We start from the raw sequence: 18,642 nt of genomic DNA, 5'->3' as shown, positions 1-18,642 counted from the left end.
CAGGCGTCTACTGCCTATGGCCGATTAGCGGCTGCGGCATTTCCGCGGTACCGCTTGGATATGCCGGCTGAACCGTTGCCTTGCCCGCCGGCTGTTGCGGAGGGTCGGGAATGCTGCAGAGACAACAGGGCAGTGGATCGGCCGTTCAGCACGGCTATCGCTCGGATATCGACGGGCTGCGCGCAGTAGCGGTTCTGTCCGTCGTCATCTTCCATGCCTTTCCCACCTGGCTGCCAGGCGGCCTTGTCGGCGTCGATATCTTCTTCGTGATTTCGGGCTATCTGATCAGCGGGCATATCCTGCAGCAGCTGCATGACGACCGCTTCTCGATCTTCGATTTCTATAGCCGCCGCATCCGCCGGATTTTTCCGGCGCTGATCGCTGTACTGCTGTTCTGCCTGTGCGTTGGCTGGATCGCCTTGTCGGCGGCCGACAACCGGGAGCTTGGAGAGCATGTGGCGGGCGGCGCCGGTTTCGTCGCCAACCTGCTTTTCTGGTTCGAGATCGGCAGCCAGAAGGATGGCGGGATTTCCAATCCGCTGCTGCATCTCTGGTCGCTCGGGGTCGAGGAGCAATTCTACATCGTCTGGCCACTGGCGGCCTGGATTGCCTGGCGGCGCGGCATGAACGTGATCAAGACGATCGCCGTCGTGGCGCTTGTCTCAATGATTGCCAATCTGGTCATCGTCTACCTTGACCGGACAACGGCATTCTACCTGCCGATTACCCGCTTCTGGGAGCTGCTTGCCGGTGCTGCACTGGCCGAGCTTGAACGGTCCCACGGCAATCTTTCGAAACCGGCGGCCAATGCCGCTGCCATCTCCGGCATCGTGTTGCTGGTTCTGAGTTTCGCGCTGATCCGCGAGAAGCAGGCTTTTCCGGGCATCATCGCCGCCGCACCGGTTCTCGGAGCCGTGCTGGTGATTGCTGCGGGGAGGACCGCATTCCTGAAACAGGCGATCTTCAGCAATCCGATTGCCATCGCCGTCGGCCTGATCAGCTATCCTCTTTATCTGTGGCACTGGCCGCTGTTGTCATTCGGCTACATCGTCGAGAAGGACACCCCGGCGCTTTCCGTTCGCATCGGCCTGCTTGCCGCCGGCTTTGCCCTTGCAGCCTTGACTTATCTGCTGATCGAAAAGCCGATCCGCTTCGGGCGGTTCAGGAAATCGGCCGTGGCCGTTCCACTGTTTGCGGTGATGATGGCGATTGGCGTTGCCGGATATTGGGTCGCGGAGCGCGATGGGCTGCCGGGCAGTTCGGTGCGGCGCGACATGGCGCAGATCGGCCCCGTCCTGCAAAAAGACGGCCGCCACGCAGCGCGCGACGGCAGTCCGCTTTAAGGTCAGGCGTGGACAGCTCAGCCTTGCGGCTTGACATCACCGCCCTGGAGAATTTCCATTGCGGCGCGCTCCAGGATGCTTGAAATGCGGGCCGCTTCAGCCGGTGACCAGGGATGACGCATGCGCAGCGCCGAGCGGAGCAGTTCGCGGGCGGCACGAACCTCACGGTCGTCGCGCATAAACTCCTCGTTCTCCTCGTGGCGGCGGCCATGCTGTTCCGGATCGAACATACGGTTGACGAAGGCCATCTTCTCGCCGACGCGCTCAAGCTTGCTGAAAATGCCGTCAATCATGGCGCGGTTCTCCTCGACCTTGCGCTTGCCGCTTTCGGTGATCTTGTAAAGCTTCTTGGTGCCCTCGGCCTCGACTTCGGTCAGGCCGGTTTCTTCCAGATAGGTCAGCGCCGGGTAGATGACCCCGGGGCTCGGCACGTAGAAACCGCCGGAGCGCTCTTCCAGCACCTTGATCAGTTCATAGCCGTGGCGCGGCTGCTCGTTGAGCAGCGCCAGAAGCACGATCTGCAGATCGCCTGCCGAAAATTTCCGGCCCATGCCCATGCGGATCGCATCGCCGAACATGCCGCCACCACCGCCTCTAAAGCCTCTCATAGCTCTTCCTTTCATCGTTAGTCATATCGAATGCTATGTCGTAAAACATATATCGTACGATATTGCGTTTCAAGGTGCACATTTCGAATTTCTGAAATTGATCGATCGATCAGAATTACTTGTTTGCGGTGCAGCAGGGACGGCGCGATAAGCGGGCATGTTGGCACGCAATGACAATGAGCCCGTCAGTCTGTTCCGAACGGCGCTTGCCGGGATGATCGCCATGGCCGCGGCCATGGGCTTCGGGCGCTTCTCCTACACGCCGATCCTGCCGGGCATGATGAGCGGCGTTCCGCTCTCGGCATCGGATGCCGGTTTCATCGCCTCGGCGAATTTCGTCGGTTATCTCGCGGGTGCCATTCTTGCCGCCTATGGCTGGGCGGCGGGGCGGGAGCGCTTCGTGGCGCTGTCGGCTTTGGCACTCAGCACGCTGCTATTGGCAGCGATGGGCGTGACGACCTCGGTGCCGGTCTTTGCCGCAATCCGCTTCCTTGCCGGTCTCACCAGCGCCTTTGCGATGATATTCACCTCGTCGATCGTGCTCAGCCATGGGGCTGCAGCGGGGAACGACCATGTGCAATCGGCGCATTTTGGCGGGCCGGGGGCGGGGATTGCGCTCTCGTCAGTCATGGTGCTGCTGGTCGGTCTCTTCTATCCAGGCGCCGGTGCATGGCGGGCCGACTGGCTCGGCGGGGCGATCTTCTCTGCGGTCAGTCTTGCCGCCGTCTGGTATCTGCTGCCTGCCGGCCCGGCACGGTCGCAGCAGTCGGGGCCGGAGCCTGCCATCCGCTGGAACCGGCCGATGGCGCTGGTGACGCTGTCCTACGGCATCTTCGGCTTCGGCTATGTGATCACCGCCACCTTCCTCGTTGCTATCGCGCGCATGGATGCAGCCGGGCAGATGGTGGAGTTTCTCTGCTGGTTCATCGCGGGGCTGACATCGGCGGTCGCGCTGTTTGCCTGGAAGCCTTTCGTCAAGCCGCTTGGCCTCGGTGGCGTCTATGTGGCCGCGCTGGTGGTCGAGGCGGCGGGCGTTCTGGCCACCGTCATGCTGCCGCATTCGCTGGCGCCGCTGATCGGAGGCGGGTTGTTCGGCGCGACCTTTCTGGCCATCACCGCCTTCGGCCTGCAGATCGGCCGCAAGCTGTCGCCCGAAAGCCCGCGGCGGATCTTCGCGATGATGACGGCGGCTTTCGGGCTCGGCCAGATCGTCGGGCCGCTGGTCGCCGGCTGGGTGGCGCAGGGCACCGGCAGCTTCACGCTGCCGACCTATATGGCGGCGGCCGCGCTCATCGTCTGCGCGCTCCTGGTGCTGCCGGTCATCAAGAAACTGGGATAAGCCGTTACAAATACGTAAGAATGGCCCGCGGCCATTGCTGCCTTCTTCGAACTGCCTTAATTTCCCGCACAATCAGTGCTGTCAAAGCAAATGCCGACTCTGTTCAAGAAAGCCGCGCAAACGTGTTCGTCTCCTATTTCCCGAAGCCGAAACTGTTCTTCACATCCGCTATCATTTGGGCGCTGATCGGCGTTCTTCTCTGGTATTTCGGAGGCTCCGGCCTCGGTGCCGCGATCGGCCTGCCGCCACTGCCGCAAGGGCAGGAAGCAGTGATCGGCGTTTCCGTTTTTTGGTCGAAACCGTTCCTGTGGTTCTATATTTATTACGCGGTCTTCGTCGCCCTGTTCGCGGGCTTCTGGTTCACCTATAGCCCGCATCGCTGGCAGAATTGGTCGGTGCTCGGCTCGGCGCTGATCATCTTCAATACCTATTTCTCGGTGCAGGTGAACGTGGCGATCAATGCTTGGTACGGGCCGTTCTACGACATGATCCAGCGGGCGCTGGCGCGGCAGGAGCCAATTCCGAGCGCTGCCGATCTCTATTGGGGCATGACAGGTTTTGCGGGGATCGCCTTCGTCGCCATCACTATCGGTATGCTAAACCTGTTCTTCGTCAGCCACTGGATTTTCCGCTGGCGCACGGCAATGAACGAATTCTACATGTCCTACTGGCCGAAGCTGCGCCATATCGAAGGCGCATCGCAGCGTGTTCAAGAAGACACGATGCGCTTCTCCACGACGGTCGAAAGCCTTGGTGTCAACCTCGTCAGCTCCGTCATGACGCTGATCGCCTTCCTGCCGGTGCTGTTCAAATTCTCCAGCACGGTCACGGAGTTGCCGATCGTCGGCGAAGTCCCGCATGCGCTCGTCTGGGCGGCGATTTTCTGGGCACTGTTCGGGACGGTGTTTCTGGCGGCCGTCGGGGTCAAGCTGCCGGGCCTCGAGTTCCGTAACCAGCGCGTTGAAGCGGCTTATCGTAAGGAACTGGTTTATGGCGAGGACCATGACGACCGCGCGGATCCGATCACGGTGGCGCAGCTGTTCTCCAACGTCCGGCGCAACTATTTCCGCCTCTATTTCCACTACATGTATTTCAACGTCGCCCGCATCTTCTATCTGCAGGCAGACAATCTGTTCGGCACATTCGTGCTCGTGCCGTCGATTGCTGCGGGCAAACTCACTCTTGGCGTCATGGGTCAGATCCAGAACGTCTTCGGGCAGGTGGCCAGCTCGTTCCAGTATCTCGTCAATTCCTGGACGACGATCGTCGAGCTGCTGTCCATCTACAAGCGTCTTCGGACGTTCGAATCGGCGATTGATGGGGAGCCGTTGCCGGCGATCGATCAGCGGTATCTGGATCGTGAGGGTGGGGTTGTCCATCAGGACGGCTGAGCACCCGAGCTAACTTGCGGATAGCTTTGAGCGAGCAGCCCCCTCATCCGGCTGCCGCCACCTTCTCCCTGATGGGAGAAGGAACGAGCCTTAAGCGCTCGCTTCCTCTTTACGCAAGTTTTGTGGATGCCGCCGCCAGACTTCCCTTCTCCCCAGCGGGGAGAAGGTGCCCGAAGGCGGATGAGGGGGCCGCTTGCGCTGACGCCAGTAGACGTTACAGCCCCGAAGCGTCCTGCTCTTTCAACTTCCCGCGCGCCAGGATCATCGGGATCGCCTCGGAATAGCTGACACAGGCGACATCGCTCCAATGGCAGACGTCGCTGACCAGCCGGTCGAGCGCCCGCCAGTAGGCGCCGCCGTTCATTTCGACGAAATGGAAGCCGAGCTGCAGCGGGATGCGGTTGCCGGCATATTGCTTGTCGAAGGCTTCCTTGAAGGCGGCGTAGGAGCGGTCCTCGAAGGTCTTGCTGTCGGCGGCGTCTTCTTCGCCCTTGGAGTGGCGGACGAAGAGATTGTAGTCCATGCCGATGATCGGACGGTCCTTCGGACCCTCGGGGATCAGCGGCAGGCCGAAGCGGATGATGCCGTCTTCGACGACGGGCATGGCCGGTCCCTTGGTGACGAGGCTGGCGTCATAGGTGAAGCCCGCCTTCTTCTCCGCGGTGATCATGTCGCTGCCTGCCGTTGCCGAGAGGTAGGGGGCGCGAAAACCTTTTATGCCGTGATCGGCGAGATCCTGCCAGCCATCCGGCTCCTCGAGGCCGACACTCTTCCAGGCATTCTTCAGCGTCGCCTTGAAGGTCGCGTATTCATCCGACCAGTCGGCGCTGCTCCACTGGCGGCCGTCGAAATGGCCGCAGGCGTGGCTGGAAATGTCGTGTCCCTCCAGATGGGCGTGCCAGATGTTGCCGAGACGCTCGCGGATCTCGTCGTCGCTCTGGGCGAAGCCGACATTCGACTTTCCGCGTTTCTGATGAGGGGCTTGGTAGGCCTTCTTCGCATCCTGATTCATCAGGAAGGTGCAGGAGAGGAAATAGGTGAAATGCGCGCCGTTCTTGGCCGCCATCTCGCGGCTCTTCTGCCAGAGCGCGTTGTCGTGGGCGCCGTCGAAGGAGATGATGACGAGCTGCTTCGGCTGATCGGCAGCGATGGCTGCGGAGGGCAGGGCAACGGAAAGGGCGAGACAGGCAGAGGAAATGGAACGAAACATGGGCACCGCGACAATTTGTTTGCGGCTTTCCTGTTACAGAATTGCGGCGAAGCTGCGGTCGCGCTGGCATTTTCGCCGGTCAACCGGTATCCAGCATCAGCATCTTTCAATCAGGAATATCAGCCATGGCCTTGCTTGCCTTAAGCCTCGTTCTTTTCCTCGGTCTTCATCTGATCCGCGTCGTCGCACCCGGCTTCCGGCTGGCAATGATCGAGAAGCTCGGCAAGCCGGTGTGGATCGCCTTCCATTCGATCGCCAGCATTCTGACGCTTGTGTTCGTCGCCTATGCCTTCGTGACGGCGCGCAGCGAGCCGATCGGCATGCTCTACAATCCGCCTGCCGGCATGGCGCATCTGACGGTGACGCTGATGCTTCTCGCCGTCATCTGTTTTGTCGCCGGCTTTTTGCCGGCGGGTCATATCCGGGCGAAGACCAAGCATCCGGTCGTGCTTTCGGTGAAGATCTGGGCGCTCGCCCATCTGCTGTCGAACGGCGAGGCCTATTCCGTCCTGCTGTTTGCCGCGTTTCTCGCCTGGGGCGTCATCCTGCGCATCTCGCTGAAGCGCCGCTGGCGCCGCGGCGAGATCACCCTTCCGGTGTTCGTTTCGGGCAAATACGATCTCTACGCCGTCGTCATCGGTGTCATCGTCTGGGCATTGATGATCTGGCGCGTGCATGAATGGCTGATCGGCGTGGCGCCGCTGCCGATGCTGGCTTCCTGAGGAATCTCAGATATCCCCCTTACATCGGCCGCAAAATGGGGTAGAAGGCCCAACAATATGCGCAAACGCATAAACTGGGCTTTTCCTGCCGGAGACGAGAATGGCATTCAACGACGACAGCTTCATTCGTGAAGTCAATGAGGAACTGCGTTCCGACCAGATGAAGGGCGCATGGCGCCGCTTTGGCCGCTACCTGATCGCGCTCGCCGTCCTGATCGTTCTCGGCACCGTCGGCTTCAAGGTCTACCAGTATTGGGACGACAATGCCTCGTCCAGCACCGGCGACCAGTTCCTGGCGGCGATGAAGCTGGCCGACGAGAACAAGAACGACGAAGCGATCGCCGCTCTCGACAAGCTGGAGAAGGAAGGCCATGGCGCCTATCCGGTTCTGGCCCGCATGCGCGCCGCGACCGTCCTGTCCGCCAAGGGCGATAATGCCGGCGCCGTTGCTGCATTCCAGACGATCGGCAAGGATCAGTCGGTTCCGGAAGCCGTGCGCAGTGCCGCCAAGCTTCGCGCCGGCTGGTTGCTGATCGACACCGGCACTTACGATCAGGTCGTTGCCGAACTCGAGGACATGGCGATCCCGGCCAATGCCTTCCGCCACTCGGCCCGCGAAGCGCTCGGCATTGCCGCCTACAAGGCCGGCAACATGGCGCAGGCGCGTACCTGGTTCACGCAGATCACTGAAGATGCCGCGAGCCCGCGCAATGTTGCCAACCGGGCGCAGATGATGCTTGATAATATCACCGCATCCGGCAAAGCGCCCGCCGCACAGGGCTGAGCTTAAGGAAACCTGATGAGTTTTACGGTCGCCATCGTCGGTCGCCCGAATGTCGGTAAATCGACGCTTTTCAACCGCCTGGTTGGGAAGAAGCTGGCGCTTGTCGATGACACGCCGGGCGTTACCCGCGACCGCCGTCCCGGTGACGCGCGGCTGATGGGCCTGACCTTCACCATCATCGATACCGCCGGTCTAGAAGAGGCCGACGAAGAGAGCCTGCAGGGCCGCATGCGCATCCAGACGGAAGCGGCGATCGACGAGGCGGATCTTTCGCTCTTCGTCGTCGATGCCAAGTTCGGCCTGACGCCTGTTGACAAGGATCTCGCCGAGATGCTGCGCCGCCGCGGCAAGCCGGTGGTACTGGTTGCCAACAAGTCGGAAGCCAAGGGTTCCGATGGCGGGTTCTACGACGCCTATACGCTCGGCCTCGGCGAACCGACGCCGATTTCTGCCGAACACGGCCAGGGCATGCTCGATCTGCGCGACGCCATCGTCGAGGCGATCGGCAAGGACCGCGCCTATGCCAAGCAGGAAGACGACGCCGTCACCGACGTCGATGTCCGCGACGAATTCGAAGACGACGACTACGAGCCCGAATACGACGACACCAAGCCGTTGCGCGTGGCGATCATCGGCCGTCCGAATGCCGGCAAGTCGACGCTCATCAACCGCTTCCTCGGCGAAGACCGTCTGCTGACGGGTCCGGAAGCCGGCATTACCCGCGACAGCATTTCCGTCGAGTGGGACTGGCACGGCCGGACCATCAAGATGTTCGATACCGCCGGCATGCGCAAAAAGGCGCGCGTCACCGAGAAGCTTGAAAAGCTGTCGGTTGCGGATTCGCTGCGCTCGATCCGCTTTGCCGAAACGGTGGTGATCGTCTTCGATTCGACCATCCCGTTCGAAAAGCAGGACCTGCAGCTGGTGGATCTGGTGATCCGCGAAGGCCGCGCCGCCGTTCTCGCCTTCAACAAGTGGGACATGATCGAGGATCCGCAGGCCGTGCTTGCCGATCTCCGGGAAAAGACTGAGCGGCTGCTGCCGCAGGCGCGCGGTATCCGCGCCGTACCGATTTCGGGCCAGACCGGGCGCGGACTCGACAAGCTGATGCAGTCGATCATCGAGACCGACCGTGTCTGGAACAAGCGCATCTCGACATCCAAGCTCAATCGCTGGCTGGAGCAGCAGCAGGTGCAGCATCCGCCGCCCGCCGTCTCCGGCCGCCGCCTGAAGCTGAAATACATGACGCAGGTCAAGGCCCGCCCGCCGGCGTTCATGATCTCCTGCACGCGCGCCGATTCCCTGCCGGAATCCTATACGCGCTTCCTGATCAACAGCCTGCGCGTCGATTTCGATATGCCGAGCGTGCCGATCCGGATCCACTACCGCGAGAAGGAAAACCCCTACGAGGGGAAGAGGCGGCGGACTTAGGGTTAGCTAGCCTTTTAGCTTTGAGCGTGCGGCCCCCTCATCCGGCCGCCGCCACCTTCTCCCCGCTGGGGAGAAGGGATTCGCCGCGCCGTTCCGCTTGATGGTGCAGGAATTAATACGCTGATGTTTTCCCTTCTCCCCAGCGGGGAGAAGGTGCCCGTAGGGCGGATGAGGGGGCCACGGGCGCAAACCCTCAAATTATTCAACCCCATTCACTCCGCAGCGATCGCCGCCTTCCGCCTTGGCAGGGTCTTGGCATATTGCCAGGCGCGCTTCCATTTCGGGGCGATGACGCCGTTGGCGGCGCGGATGTTGTTGATGAACTGCTGCGTTGCCGCTTCCCAGGAATAGTTCAGCGCCAGCTCGCGGGCTTTTTCGCGGGACGCCGAAAGTGCGGCAAGGCAGGCGGCACGCAGGTCATCATCCAGCGCGCCAACTTCGCCGTCATCGCCGATGATATCGAGAGGGCCGGTGACCGGATAGGCGGCGACCGGGACGCCGGAGGCGAGCGCTTCCAGGATGGTGTTGCCGAAAGTGTCGGTCAGCGACGGGAAGACGAAGACGTCGGCCTGGGCGTAGATCGCGGCCAGTTCCTCGCCGAACTTGATGCCGGTAAAGAGGACATCGGGGTAGCGCTTGGCAAGCTCGGCGCGCGCCGGGCCATCGCCGACGACGACCTTCGAGCCGGGCAGGTCGAGATCGAGGAAAGCGGGCAGGTTCTTTTCGAGCGCGACGCGGCCAACGGTCATGAAGACGGGGCGCTGCAGGCCGAAGGGTTTTTCCTCGAGTTCGGCCGGGTGGAACTGCGAGGCGTCGATGCCGCGGGTCCAGGGCATCAGGTTGCGGATGCCTTTTTCTGCCAGTTCGCGGGCGAGGCTGGGGGTCGCCACCATGCAGCCGGCGCCCGAATTGTGGAACCAGCGCACGAAAGCGTAGAGCCAGCTCTTCGGCACCGGAAGGCGGGCCGAGACATATTCCGGAAAGCGGGTGTGATAGCTGGTGGAGAACGGCATGCGGTTCTTCAGGCACCAGCGCCGCGCCGTCAGCCCGAGCGGGCCTTCGGTGGCGATGTGAACGTAGGACGGCCGGTGCTTTTCGATCTCGCGGGCAACGCGGCCATAGCGGGCGACTGACAGGCGGATCTCAGGATAGGTCGGGCAGGGGAAGCTCGCGAAGCGCTCCGGCGTGACCATCGACACCTCGACGCCCATCTTCGCCAGCTCGCGATTGGTATTCTCGATCGAGCGCACGACGCCGTTGACCTGCGGGTGCCAGGCGTCGGTGACGATGACGAGGCGTTCGGGCACCGTGCCAGGCCCGGCATTGCCCCAGCTCTCGCCACTCAGGCTCTTCGAAGGATGTTGAAGCATATCCCGTATCCATCCAGGCCGCCGGTCAAGCCGGGCAAGCGCAACCCCAGGCGGGAGCCGGATATCGATTCCCGCAGCCTATTGTCGCTTCTGTCGATGATGGAAATATTACAAGCCGATAACAGAGCGGTGCATCGCATGTTTCGCAATCGTTGATTGTAGGTGGTTTGTTGCTTGCACGCGTATCCCTGCTATCTCTTGGATGGAGCAGGGGAACACTTCATGTTGAAACGACGACGGGCAGCCGCATTGCTTGCGGCGGCGGCACTTACCGGCTGCGCCAATATCGATGCCGGCGATATTCAGGCATTTGGAACGGCCACAACAGCCGTCGCCCAGGCGGCGAGAGATGCTCGCAGCATCGACAATACGCTGGCACGGGCTATCCGGACAGAAGAGCAGGCGACTGTTTTCGCTATGGGAGGCGGCGGCTACGAATTTCCGCCGGCCTATCGGGCAACGCTCGTAACAGGCGATGTCTGGGATGTCCGGATCGCCTATGCGGCCGCGCTCGCCGATTATGGGCAGGCACTCGCCCGGGCGGCCAGCGGCGTCGAAGGTCCCGGCGTGGCGGCTGCGGTGGACAATATGCAGAAGGTGATATCGACGGCGGCGCCTAAGGTGACGGCCGTGAAGAGTTTCGAGCCGGCTGCCGCCGCAATATCCGGTATCGTCCAGAAAGCTATTACCGAGGCTGCGTGGCGGCGTATCCAGACACAGATGCGGCGCGCGCACCCGACAATCGTCAAGGGGCAGGAGCTGCTGGCGGCAGATTTCGCGCTGGTCGCCGATAGAGTCCAGCAACACTACGGCGACTGGCTTCTGCGCAAGCGTAAGGCTCTCGACACGATCAGGCGGAATGGTAGCGCCAGCGAGAAGATTACGGCCTACAAGGCGTCACTGGACGAGCAGCAGGCGATGGCGAATGCGATCAGGCTGCTTGTGCCGTCCGGGAACGGCAAGCCAGGCTATGCAGGTGTCCTCGACAACATGGTGAGCGCTCACAAGCAATTGGCGGAAGGGAATGCCGATCCGGCGGCACTCGCCGATTTCGTGGCGGCGGCAGAACAGCTGGCCGTGTTTGCGCGATTGTTTGCTTCGACGGGAGGCTGAGATGACGACGAATAGCATAGCCTATGATCGTTTGCGGTCCGGCATCGCAGCCGCCAATCTCGGTTTCAGCGAAGCGCTGACCGCGGCCGATGCGAACCGGTTCCTCAAGCTCTATCATATCTACGACGACGAACTGGATGCGGTGGTGGCGGCGAGCCTCACGAAGTCGTCGGGGCAATATAAGGTGCTGACAAACGAGCTCAAAAGCGCCAAGGGCTCGCTTGAGGACATAGTCGATGATATTCAAAGACTGGTTCGGACAACCGAGGCCGCATTGAAGATCGCGACGACGTTCACGAAGATCATCGCACTGATCTAAGGGGCTTCAGAGCCCGAGCTTTTCCCTGGCAACCAGCGCTCCGTGTTCGCTGACGACGCGGGCTGCGACCTTGGCGGCGAAGCGGGCGCTTGTCTCGGCGTCTTTGGTCTCCAGGTATTTCGCCAGGAAGGAACCGTTGAAGCTGTCGCCGGCGCTGGTCGTGTCGACGACGGTCTCGACCTTTTCGGCCGGAACCATCGCACGCTTGCCTTCGAAATCCAGCGTGGCGCCATCGGCGCCGTTCTTGACGACGATGTTCTGGGCGCCAAGCGCGCGGTAGCGGTGGATGGTCGCCTCGATCGAATCGTCGCCGAAATGCGAGGCCTCGTCGTCGAAGCTTGGCATGACCAGCGTCGAGGCGCGGGCGCCCTCGCTGATGACCGTGTGCATCACGTCATAGCTCGACCAGAGCCGCGGGCGGATGTTCGGATCGAAGACCACCAGCTTGCCGGAGGCCTTGGCGCGGCGGGTTTCGGCCAGCAGCGTATCGGTATCCTCGCGCGGCAGGATGGCCAGCGTGATGCCGGAGAAATAGATGACGTCGGAGGCCTCCACCGCCTCGCGCAGGCGGTCGGGGTCGGCGGCCAGCTGCCTGGCGGCGGAGCTGTCGCGCCAGTAGCTGAACGAGCGCTCGCCGTTCCTGAGATTGATCATGTAGAGGCCGGGCGCCTTGCCCTTGATGCGGCGGATATGGCCGGTGCCGATGCCGTGGCTCTCGAAGAAGGCGGCCATCTCGTCGGACATGGCGTCGTCGCCGAGCGCGGTAAAGTAATCGACGGTCCAGGAGGAGGGCATGCAGGCGCGGGCATACCAGGCCGTGTTCAGCGTATCTCCGGCAAAGCCCTTTCGCAGCAGGCCTTCACCCGCCTGCGACAGCTCCACCATGCATTCACCGATCGAAAGAAAGCGTCCGCTCAAATCAGCCTCCCGGAATTCCTAAGCGTTTGCTGCTTACGCGCAGAGGCTTCAGGTGGCAAGCGCACAGGACGCGCAAACGGCCCGCTTTAGGCGGGCCGTCTGTTTTCGAAACGTGGTTTTTGAAGCTTAGCCGATTTCCGGGCAGCCGCGGCGATTGGCGAAAATGATCCGGTCAGGACCACCGCGCGTCCAGCCGCGAACGGTGACGCTGCGGTCGGTAACGCGGACGACTTCGGCGCGGCGCAGGCCCGCATCGCGGGCGGCCATCACGGCTTCGCGCGGGCTGCAGCCGCGGCGGAAATCGCGATCGCGGTCACCGTAGCGATCCCTGTCGCGGTCACGATCGTAAATGCGCACGCCATCGGGACCAATGCGGAACTGCACGTCCTGCGCCTGCGCAAAGCTTACGGGCAGCGCGACGCTGCCCAGGGTGAGTGCCAGAGCAAGACCGGCATTCGAGATCAATTTCAGCATTATTCTTTCCTCCATTCGGAGCCCTACCAAGACCCGGAACATGTATTTTACGAGAGGGGAAACTGCCCCGGAGCGTCATTTGTTCCGCTCCGGGGCAAGCGCTGGAGCTGTCCGCGTGTTGCGCGCGTCAGTCGCCAGGGCGGATCTGAGATCAGCGATCCATGTGATAGCAGGCCGCCGATTGCCCAGGGCGGACCTGCTCCGTCGGCGGCATTTCGGTGCGACAGATGTCCGTGGCCTTCCAGCAGCGGGGCGAGAACACGCAGCCCTTCGGCGGGTTCAGCGGCGAGGGCGGATCACCCTGCAGGCGGATGCGGGTGCGTTGCCGGGCAAGCTTCGGATCGGGGATCGGGGCTGCCGAGAAGAGGGCCTGCGTATAGGGGTGCGCCGGGTTTTCGAACACCGTCGCGCAATCGCCTGCCTCGACCACCTTGCCGAGATAGAGCACCAGCACGTCATCCGAAATCAGCCGCACGACCGAAAGGTCATGGCTGATGAAGATCAGCGTCAGGCCGAATTCCTTGCGCAGCTTTCTGAGCAGGGTGATGACCTGGCCCTGGATCGAGACGTCGAGAGCCGAGACCGGCTCGTCGCAGATGATCAGCTTCGGCTTGGTCACGACGGCACGGGCAATGCCGATTCGCTGCGCCTGGCCGCCCGAGAACTCATGCGGGTAGCGGTTGATCATTTCGGGTACGAGGCCGACGGCATTCATGATGTCGCGGACGCGCTCCAGCCGCTCTCCTCTCGACAGCTTCGGCTCGAAGACGGTCAGCGGTTCGGCGATGATGTCGCCGACCGTCATGCGCGGATCGAGCGAGGCGATCGGGTCCTGGAAGATGATCTGCATGTCGCGGCGTGCGGCCCGCATCTCCTCGTCGGAAAGATCGAGCAGGTTGCGGCCCTGCCAGAGGATGCGGCCTTTCTGCGAGGTCAGCAAGCGCAGGATGGAGCGGCCGAGCGTGGACTTGCCGCAGCCGGATTCGCCGACGATGCCGAGCGTGCGGCCTTCCTTGAGATCGAAGCTCACGTTGTTGACCGCTGTCAGCATGACCGGCGGCTTGAAGAAGCCCTTGGCGGGCAGTTCGAACTGGGTCGTCAGGTTCTCGACCCGGAGCAGGGAACGGTCAGCCATGGATTAGAAGCTCCTCGCGGCGCGGGAAGGGGTGGAAGCAGGCGGCACAGTGGCGCGGCGCCAGCGTTTCAAGCGATGGCGGGCGATCGATGCAATCGTCCTGGACCTGCGAACAGCGGGGCGAGAAATTGCAGCCCTTCGGCAGATGCTGCAGGTTCGGTGGCCGTCCGGGGATGACGACGAGTTCATCGACATCCTGATCCGGGCGAGGGATCGAGGCATGAAGTGCCGCCGTATAGGGATGCGCCGGATTGTCGAAGAGTTCGTCGACCGGCGCTTCCTCGACGATGCGGCCGGCATACATGACGGCGACGCGGTCGGCGAGGCCGGCGACGACGCCGAGATCGTGCGTGATCATGACGAGGGCCGTGTTCATCTCCGATGTCAGGTCGTTGAACAGATCGAGGATTTGCGCCTGGATGGTGACATCGAGCGCCGTCGTCGGTTCGTCGGCGATCAGGAGTTTCGGCTTGGTCAGGAGCGCCATGGCGATGACGATGCGCTGGCGCATGCCGCCGGAGAGCTCGTGCGGGTAAAGATTGAAGCGCCTGTCCGGGTCGGGAATGCCGACCCGCTTCAGCATGTCGAGGGCTTCGGCGGAGGCGGCACGAGCGGTGAAACCGCGATGAACCTCAAGCTGTTCCGTCAGTTGCCGGGAAATCCTGAGAGACGGATTCAGGGCGGTCATCGGGTCCTGGAAGACCATGGCCATTTCCTTGCCGCGCACCTGATCGAGCTCTTTCGGCTTCAGCGACAGCACGTCGCGTCCCTCAAGCAGTGCCTGACCCGATGTCCTGCCGTTCTTGGCAAGCAGGCCCATGACGCCGAGGAAAGTCTGGCTCTTGCCTGAGCCGGATTCGCCGACGATGGCGACACGCTCGCCGCGCTTGATCGACAGGTTCATGCTGGAGACGGCCTTTACCTGGCCGTCCGGGGTCTCGAAGGTGATCGAGTAGTCTTTGAGTTCCAGAAGGTTTTCGGTCATGTCAGCGATCCTTCGGGTCGAACGCGTCGCGCAGGCCGTCGCCGATGAACAGCAGGCTGAGCAGCAAGGCGACAAGGAAACCGGCCGGGAAGATCAGCAGCCAGGGCATGCTTTCCATGGCATCCGTGCCTTCGGCGATCAGCGTGCCGAGCGAGGTCAGCGGTTCCTGCACGCCGAAGCCGAGATAGGAGAGGAAGCTCTCGGTGGCGATGATCTCAGGCACGGTCAGTGCCGCGAAGATCACCACCGGACCGATCAGGTTCGGGATGATGTGCTTGATGATGATCTTGAGCGGCCGCTGGCCGGAAGCGCGTGCGGCCTCGATGAACTCGCGGTGCTTGATCGACAGCGTCTGGCCGCGAACGATGCGGGCCATGGTCAGCCATTCGAGCGCGCCGATCGCAGCAAAGAGCAGATAGACGTTGCGGCCGAAGATCACCATCAAGAGGATGACGAAGAGGATATAGGGGAAGGCGTACATGATGTCGACGAAACGCATCATGATCGAGTCCAGCCTGCCGCCGATATAGCCGGAGATGGCGCCATAGAGCACGCCGATGACGACCGAGACCAGCGTTGCGGTGAAGGCGACGGCGAGCGAGATGCGGGTGCCGTAGAGCACGCGGGCCAGCAGGTCGCGGCCGTTCGGGTCGGTGCCGAAATAGTGGCCGGTTTCGAAGGAGGGCGGGATGCGGAAGGCGGCCCAGTCCGGGTCCTCGTAGTTATAGGGGATGAACCACGGGCCGATGAAGGCGACGAGGATCAGGAGCACGAGGACGACGATCGAGACGACGGCGGCCTTGTTGCGCGACAGGCGCCGGAGCGCGTCCTTGGTGAGCGAGCGGCCTTCCGGCGCCAGGCCTTCGGCCTCCAGCAGCTCGGCTGCCAGCAGCTCGCGTTTGGCAGGATTGAGGATCATCGGTTTCTCACTTTCGGATCGAGCCACGCATAGGCGATATCGACGAGAAGGTTCAAAAAGACGATCAGCACCATGTAGAAGATGACCGTTCCGAGAACCATGCCGTAGTCGCGGTTCAGCGCTGCATTGATGAAATAGCGGCCGATGCCGGGCAGTCCGAAGACGCTTTCGACAACCAGCGAGCCGGTGAGAAGATAACTGGCCGCCGGGCCGAGATAGGAGACGACGGGCATCATGGCGGGCTTCAGCGCATGGCGCATGACCGTCAGGCGCGGACCGATACCCTTGGCCTTGGCGGTGCGGATATAGTTCTGGCCCATCACCTCGATCATCGAGCCGCGGGTGATGCGCGAGATGCGGCCGGCATGCGGCAGCGCCAGCACGACGACGGGCAGCACCAGATATTTCAGCGAGCCGTCACCCCAGCCGCCGACCGGAAGCCAGGCGAGATGGATGCCGAAGACCAGCTGCAGGATCGGCGCGATCAGGAAGTTCGGCAGCACGACGCCTACCAGGATCAGGGCGCCCAGAATGTAATCCGGCGTCTTGTTCTGATAGAGCGCCCCAAGACAGCCGACGAAGACGCCGATGATGATGGCGAGCAGGAAAGCGGCCGTGCCGATCGTGAAGGTATAGGGCAGGCCGATCATGATCTGCTGCGCAACGGTGAAGTCTTCGCTGGCAAATGACGGGCCGAGATCTCCTCTGAGCAGATCACCCACATAGATGAGGTACTGCTGGATGAGCGGCTTATCCAGATTGTAGTGGACAGCCAGGTTCTTCAGGATCACCGGCGGCAATGGCCTTTCGCCATCGAAGGGGCCGCCGGGGGCAAGGCGCAAAACGAAAAAGCAGGCTGTGACGGCGATCCACAGAACCGGGATCGTCGACAGCAATCGACGGAGTGCATATTTGATCATGATCGTGGACCGGCCCTTTTCGCGCGGGGCGGAAAGGGCCGTTTTCCTTTACTCTTTCATCGACAGCCAGCGGGTGCGGTGGATGTCCTGGACGTTGTCGACGAAGCCCTCGATCTTGGGCGAAACGACGTTCTTGGAGACGTAATAGTAGATCGGCAGCGCGGCGGAATCATCCAGCGCGATCTGCTCGGCCTTCTTGAACATTTCGGCACGCTTGGTCAGATCGGTCTGGGCGTTGCCGTCCTTGATCAGCTTGTCGTATTCCGGGTTCGACCAGCGGCCATAGTTCATCTGGACGCCCGTGACGAGCAGGTTCAGGAAGTTGTCGGGGTCGTTGTAGTCGGCGAGCCAGCCGGCACGGCCGATCTGCACTTCGCCGCGCTGCAGCTGGTCGTAATGCACCTTGGTTTCGGCATTGACGAGCTCGACATTGACGCCCAGCGGCTTCCACATCGAGGCGATCGCCACGGCGATGCGCTTGTGGTTGTCGTTGGTGTTGTACTTGAGCTCGGCCGTCAGCGGGTGATCAGGGCCGAAGCCTGCTTCCTTGAGCAGCTTCTTGGCTTCCTCGACCTTGTCCTTGTAGGGCAAGTCCTTCCAGGAGACGTAAGCCGGATCGCCGTAATTCGCCGTGCCCGGCGGGACCCAGGAATAGGCCGGCAGTTCGCCGGTGCCGAGGATCTGCGGGCCGATGACTTCGCGGTTGATCGCCATGGACAGGGCCTGGCGGACGCGCTTGTCGCTGAAGGGCGGCTTCTGCGAATTGATGACGTAATAGTAGAGACCGGAGAAGGGGGCGACATGCGCCTGGCCCGGCAGGTTCTTCTTCATCCACTCGTACTGGTCAGTCGGGAAGTCGGTGAGAATGTCGAATTCGCCGGCGCGGTAGCGCTTCAGCGCGGCTTCCTGGTCTTCGAGGACGAAGAACTTGGCGCCGTCGATCTTTACGTCCTTGGCGCCGTAATACTGGTCGTTCTTGACGGTGGTGACATGCGAACCCGGAACCCATTCAGTCGGCTTATAGGGACCGTTGGTGACGATGTTGCCGATCTTTACCCAGTCGGCGCCCTTGGCTTCCACCACATGCTTCGGCAGCGGATAGGCGGTGTAGTGCATCAAGGCGTTGATGAAATAAGGGGTCGGATTTTCAAGCGTGATCTCGAGCGTCTTGTCATCGACAGCCTTGACGCCGAGCTGGTTGAGATCGGCGATCTCGCCCTTGTTGATCTTTTCCGCGTTCTTGATGGTGAACTGCAGGTAGGCATAATCGGCGGCGTTCTTCGGGTCGACGAGGCGCTGGAAGGCGAAGACGAAGTCTCCGGCCGTTACCGGCTGGCCATCGGACCACTTGATGCCGTCGCGAAGCTTGAAGGTATAGACCTTGCCGTCATCGGACACTTTCCAGCTCTCGGCCTGGCCGGGAATCGGATTGTCCTTGGCGTCTTCCGTGACGAGACCTTCGAAAATGTCGCCGGCGATACGGTTTTCCCAGTCGCCTGACAGTTTTTGCGGGTCGAGCGACGTCGGGTCGCCGCCATTGTGGATGTTGATTGTGGCCGCGTGGGCCGAGAAAGCCAGCAATGTGCCAAACATTGCGGAAGCTAGAATTTTTTTCGTTATATGGTTCATGGTTGGGCCACCTTTCCAGGCTTTGTCGCCTG

General features: G+C 61.9%; 18 protein-coding genes. 8 read left to right on the top strand and 10 right to left on the bottom strand.

Features of this window, described 5'->3' with window-relative positions; translation table 11 throughout:
- The first annotated feature begins 110 nt into the window (after positions 1-110).
- Entirely contained in the window at positions 111-1,343 is a 1,233-nt protein-coding gene (locus tag AC1DV9_RS17355) for an acyltransferase family protein (protein ID WP_477949346.1), read from the top strand.
- 17 nt (positions 1,344-1,360) lie between these two features.
- Here the strand turns inward: AC1DV9_RS17355 and AC1DV9_RS17350 are convergent, their stop codons facing one another.
- Positions 1,361-1,951, bottom strand: coding sequence for a PadR family transcriptional regulator (locus tag AC1DV9_RS17350; RefSeq protein WP_477949344.1), 591 nt, complete (start codon positions 1,949-1,951; stop codon positions 1,361-1,363).
- 157 nt (positions 1,952-2,108) lie between these two features.
- Here AC1DV9_RS17350 and AC1DV9_RS17345 point away from each other — a divergent pair, with 157 nt between their 5' ends.
- Complete coding sequence (locus tag AC1DV9_RS17345; protein WP_477949342.1) at positions 2,109-3,290, top strand: MFS transporter; 1,182 nt, start codon at positions 2,109-2,111, stop codon at positions 3,288-3,290.
- A gap of 122 nt (positions 3,291-3,412) precedes the next feature.
- A complete protein-coding gene (gene bacA, locus AC1DV9_RS17340; RefSeq protein WP_477949341.1) occupies positions 3,413-4,681 on the top strand; it encodes a bacteroid development protein BacA in 1,269 nt (422 codons plus the stop codon).
- Positions 4,682-4,895: 214 nt separating this feature from the next.
- On the opposite strand, the gene AC1DV9_RS17335 is transcribed toward bacA, so the two are convergent.
- Positions 4,896-5,891, bottom strand: a complete 996-nt coding sequence (locus AC1DV9_RS17335) for a polysaccharide deacetylase family protein (RefSeq protein ID WP_477949339.1) — start codon at positions 5,889-5,891, stop codon at positions 4,896-4,898.
- 125 nt (positions 5,892-6,016) lie between these two features.
- Here AC1DV9_RS17335 and AC1DV9_RS17330 point away from each other — a divergent pair, with 125 nt between their 5' ends.
- The 3 genes from AC1DV9_RS17330 to der all read left to right on the top strand — a co-directional run bounded on the left by AC1DV9_RS17330 (position 6,017) and on the right by der (position 8,828).
- Positions 6,017-6,613: an NnrU family protein gene (locus AC1DV9_RS17330; protein WP_477949338.1), complete on the top strand. Its 597-nt coding sequence runs from the start codon at positions 6,017-6,019 to the stop codon at positions 6,611-6,613.
- 100 nt (positions 6,614-6,713) lie between these two features.
- Positions 6,714-7,397, top strand: a complete 684-nt coding sequence (locus AC1DV9_RS17325; protein ID WP_477949337.1) for a tetratricopeptide repeat protein — start codon at positions 6,714-6,716, stop codon at positions 7,395-7,397.
- A gap of 15 nt (positions 7,398-7,412) precedes the next feature.
- On the top strand, positions 7,413-8,828 hold the full coding sequence (gene der, locus AC1DV9_RS17320; protein WP_477949335.1) for a ribosome biogenesis GTPase Der: 1,416 nt from the start codon (positions 7,413-7,415) through the stop codon (positions 8,826-8,828).
- Positions 8,829-9,040: 212 nt separating this feature from the next.
- Here the strand turns inward: der and AC1DV9_RS17315 are convergent, their stop codons facing one another.
- Positions 9,041-10,198, bottom strand: a complete 1,158-nt coding sequence (locus AC1DV9_RS17315; protein WP_477949334.1) for a glycosyltransferase family 4 protein — start codon at positions 10,196-10,198, stop codon at positions 9,041-9,043.
- Positions 10,199-10,420: 222 nt separating this feature from the next.
- Here AC1DV9_RS17315 and AC1DV9_RS17310 point away from each other — a divergent pair, with 222 nt between their 5' ends.
- Together AC1DV9_RS17310 and AC1DV9_RS17305 are read left to right on the top strand one after the other, a co-directional pair.
- Complete coding sequence (locus AC1DV9_RS17310; RefSeq protein ID WP_477949332.1) at positions 10,421-11,311, top strand: hypothetical protein; 891 nt, start codon at positions 10,421-10,423, stop codon at positions 11,309-11,311.
- 1 nt (position 11,312) lies between these two features.
- Complete coding sequence (locus AC1DV9_RS17305) at positions 11,313-11,630, top strand: hypothetical protein (protein ID WP_477949330.1); 318 nt, start codon at positions 11,313-11,315, stop codon at positions 11,628-11,630.
- A gap of 6 nt (positions 11,631-11,636) precedes the next feature.
- On the opposite strand, the gene AC1DV9_RS17300 is transcribed toward AC1DV9_RS17305, so the two are convergent.
- The 7 genes from AC1DV9_RS17300 to AC1DV9_RS17270 form a co-directional block, all read right to left on the bottom strand.
- Positions 11,637-12,548, bottom strand: coding sequence for a sugar kinase (locus AC1DV9_RS17300; RefSeq protein WP_477949328.1), 912 nt, complete (start codon positions 12,546-12,548; stop codon positions 11,637-11,639).
- A gap of 126 nt (positions 12,549-12,674) precedes the next feature.
- Entirely contained in the window at positions 12,675-13,022 is a 348-nt protein-coding gene (locus AC1DV9_RS17295; protein ID WP_112386173.1) for a hypothetical protein, read from the bottom strand.
- Positions 13,023-13,173: 151 nt separating this feature from the next.
- Positions 13,174-14,157, bottom strand: coding sequence for an ABC transporter ATP-binding protein (locus AC1DV9_RS17290; RefSeq protein WP_477949326.1), 984 nt, complete (start codon positions 14,155-14,157; stop codon positions 13,174-13,176).
- Positions 14,150-15,142, bottom strand: a complete 993-nt coding sequence (locus AC1DV9_RS17285) for an ABC transporter ATP-binding protein (RefSeq protein ID WP_477949324.1) — start codon at positions 15,140-15,142, stop codon at positions 14,150-14,152. Before AC1DV9_RS17285 ends, AC1DV9_RS17290 begins: the two co-directional genes overlap by 8 nt.
- Position 15,143: 1 nt before the next feature.
- Positions 15,144-16,061 carry an ABC transporter permease gene (locus AC1DV9_RS17280; RefSeq protein WP_112537918.1) on the bottom strand — a complete coding sequence of 306 codons (918 nt, stop codon included), beginning with the start codon at positions 16,059-16,061 and terminating at the stop codon, positions 15,144-15,146.
- Positions 16,058-16,981, bottom strand: coding sequence for an ABC transporter permease subunit (locus tag AC1DV9_RS17275; RefSeq protein WP_112515669.1), 924 nt, complete (start codon positions 16,979-16,981; stop codon positions 16,058-16,060). Before AC1DV9_RS17275 ends, AC1DV9_RS17280 begins: the two co-directional genes overlap by 4 nt.
- Positions 16,982-17,029: 48 nt before the next feature.
- Positions 17,030-18,610 carry a peptide ABC transporter substrate-binding protein gene (locus AC1DV9_RS17270; protein ID WP_112515670.1) on the bottom strand — a complete coding sequence of 527 codons (1,581 nt, stop codon included), beginning with the start codon at positions 18,608-18,610 and terminating at the stop codon, positions 17,030-17,032.
- Positions 18,611-18,642: the final 32 nt, after the last annotated feature.

It is taken from the genome of Rhizobium sp. 01L410 (assembly GCF_056400165.1).
This window is presented reverse-complemented; position numbering and strand designations above follow the sequence as displayed.

Excerpts from the sequence above, each read along its gene's own strand:
- AC1DV9_RS17350 (WP_477949344.1), bottom strand. The coding sequence starts at position 1,951 with ATGAGAGGCTTTAGAGGCGGTGGTGGCGGCATGTTCGGCGATGCGATC.
- der (WP_477949335.1), top strand. The coding sequence starts at position 7,413 with ATGAGTTTTACGGTCGCCATCGTCGGTCGCCCGAATGTCGGTAAATCG.
- AC1DV9_RS17310 (WP_477949332.1), top strand. The coding sequence starts at position 10,421 with ATGTTGAAACGACGACGGGCAGCCGCATTGCTTGCGGCGGCGGCACTT.
- AC1DV9_RS17270 (WP_112515670.1), bottom strand. The coding sequence starts at position 18,610 with ATGAACCATATAACGAAAAAAATTCTAGCTTCCGCAATGTTTGGCACA.
- AC1DV9_RS17330 (WP_477949338.1), top strand. The coding sequence starts at position 6,017 with ATGGCCTTGCTTGCCTTAAGCCTCGTTCTTTTCCTCGGTCTTCATCTG.
- AC1DV9_RS17305 (WP_477949330.1), top strand. The coding sequence starts at position 11,313 with ATGACGACGAATAGCATAGCCTATGATCGTTTGCGGTCCGGCATCGCA.
- AC1DV9_RS17335 (WP_477949339.1), bottom strand. The coding sequence starts at position 5,891 with ATGTTTCGTTCCATTTCCTCTGCCTGTCTCGCCCTTTCCGTTGCCCTG.
- AC1DV9_RS17290 (WP_477949326.1), bottom strand. The coding sequence starts at position 14,157 with ATGGCTGACCGTTCCCTGCTCCGGGTCGAGAACCTGACGACCCAGTTC.
- AC1DV9_RS17325 (WP_477949337.1), top strand. The coding sequence starts at position 6,714 with ATGGCATTCAACGACGACAGCTTCATTCGTGAAGTCAATGAGGAACTG.
- AC1DV9_RS17280 (WP_112537918.1), bottom strand. The coding sequence starts at position 16,061 with ATGATCCTCAATCCTGCCAAACGCGAGCTGCTGGCAGCCGAGCTGCTG.
- AC1DV9_RS17355 (WP_477949346.1), top strand. The coding sequence starts at position 111 with ATGCTGCAGAGACAACAGGGCAGTGGATCGGCCGTTCAGCACGGCTAT.
- AC1DV9_RS17315 (WP_477949334.1), bottom strand. The coding sequence starts at position 10,198 with ATGCTTCAACATCCTTCGAAGAGCCTGAGTGGCGAGAGCTGGGGCAAT.
- AC1DV9_RS17345 (WP_477949342.1), top strand. The coding sequence starts at position 2,109 with ATGTTGGCACGCAATGACAATGAGCCCGTCAGTCTGTTCCGAACGGCG.
- AC1DV9_RS17275 (WP_112515669.1), bottom strand. The coding sequence starts at position 16,981 with ATGATCAAATATGCACTCCGTCGATTGCTGTCGACGATCCCGGTTCTG.
- AC1DV9_RS17295 (WP_112386173.1), bottom strand. The coding sequence starts at position 13,022 with ATGCTGAAATTGATCTCGAATGCCGGTCTTGCTCTGGCACTCACCCTG.
- AC1DV9_RS17285 (WP_477949324.1), bottom strand. The coding sequence starts at position 15,142 with ATGACCGAAAACCTTCTGGAACTCAAAGACTACTCGATCACCTTCGAG.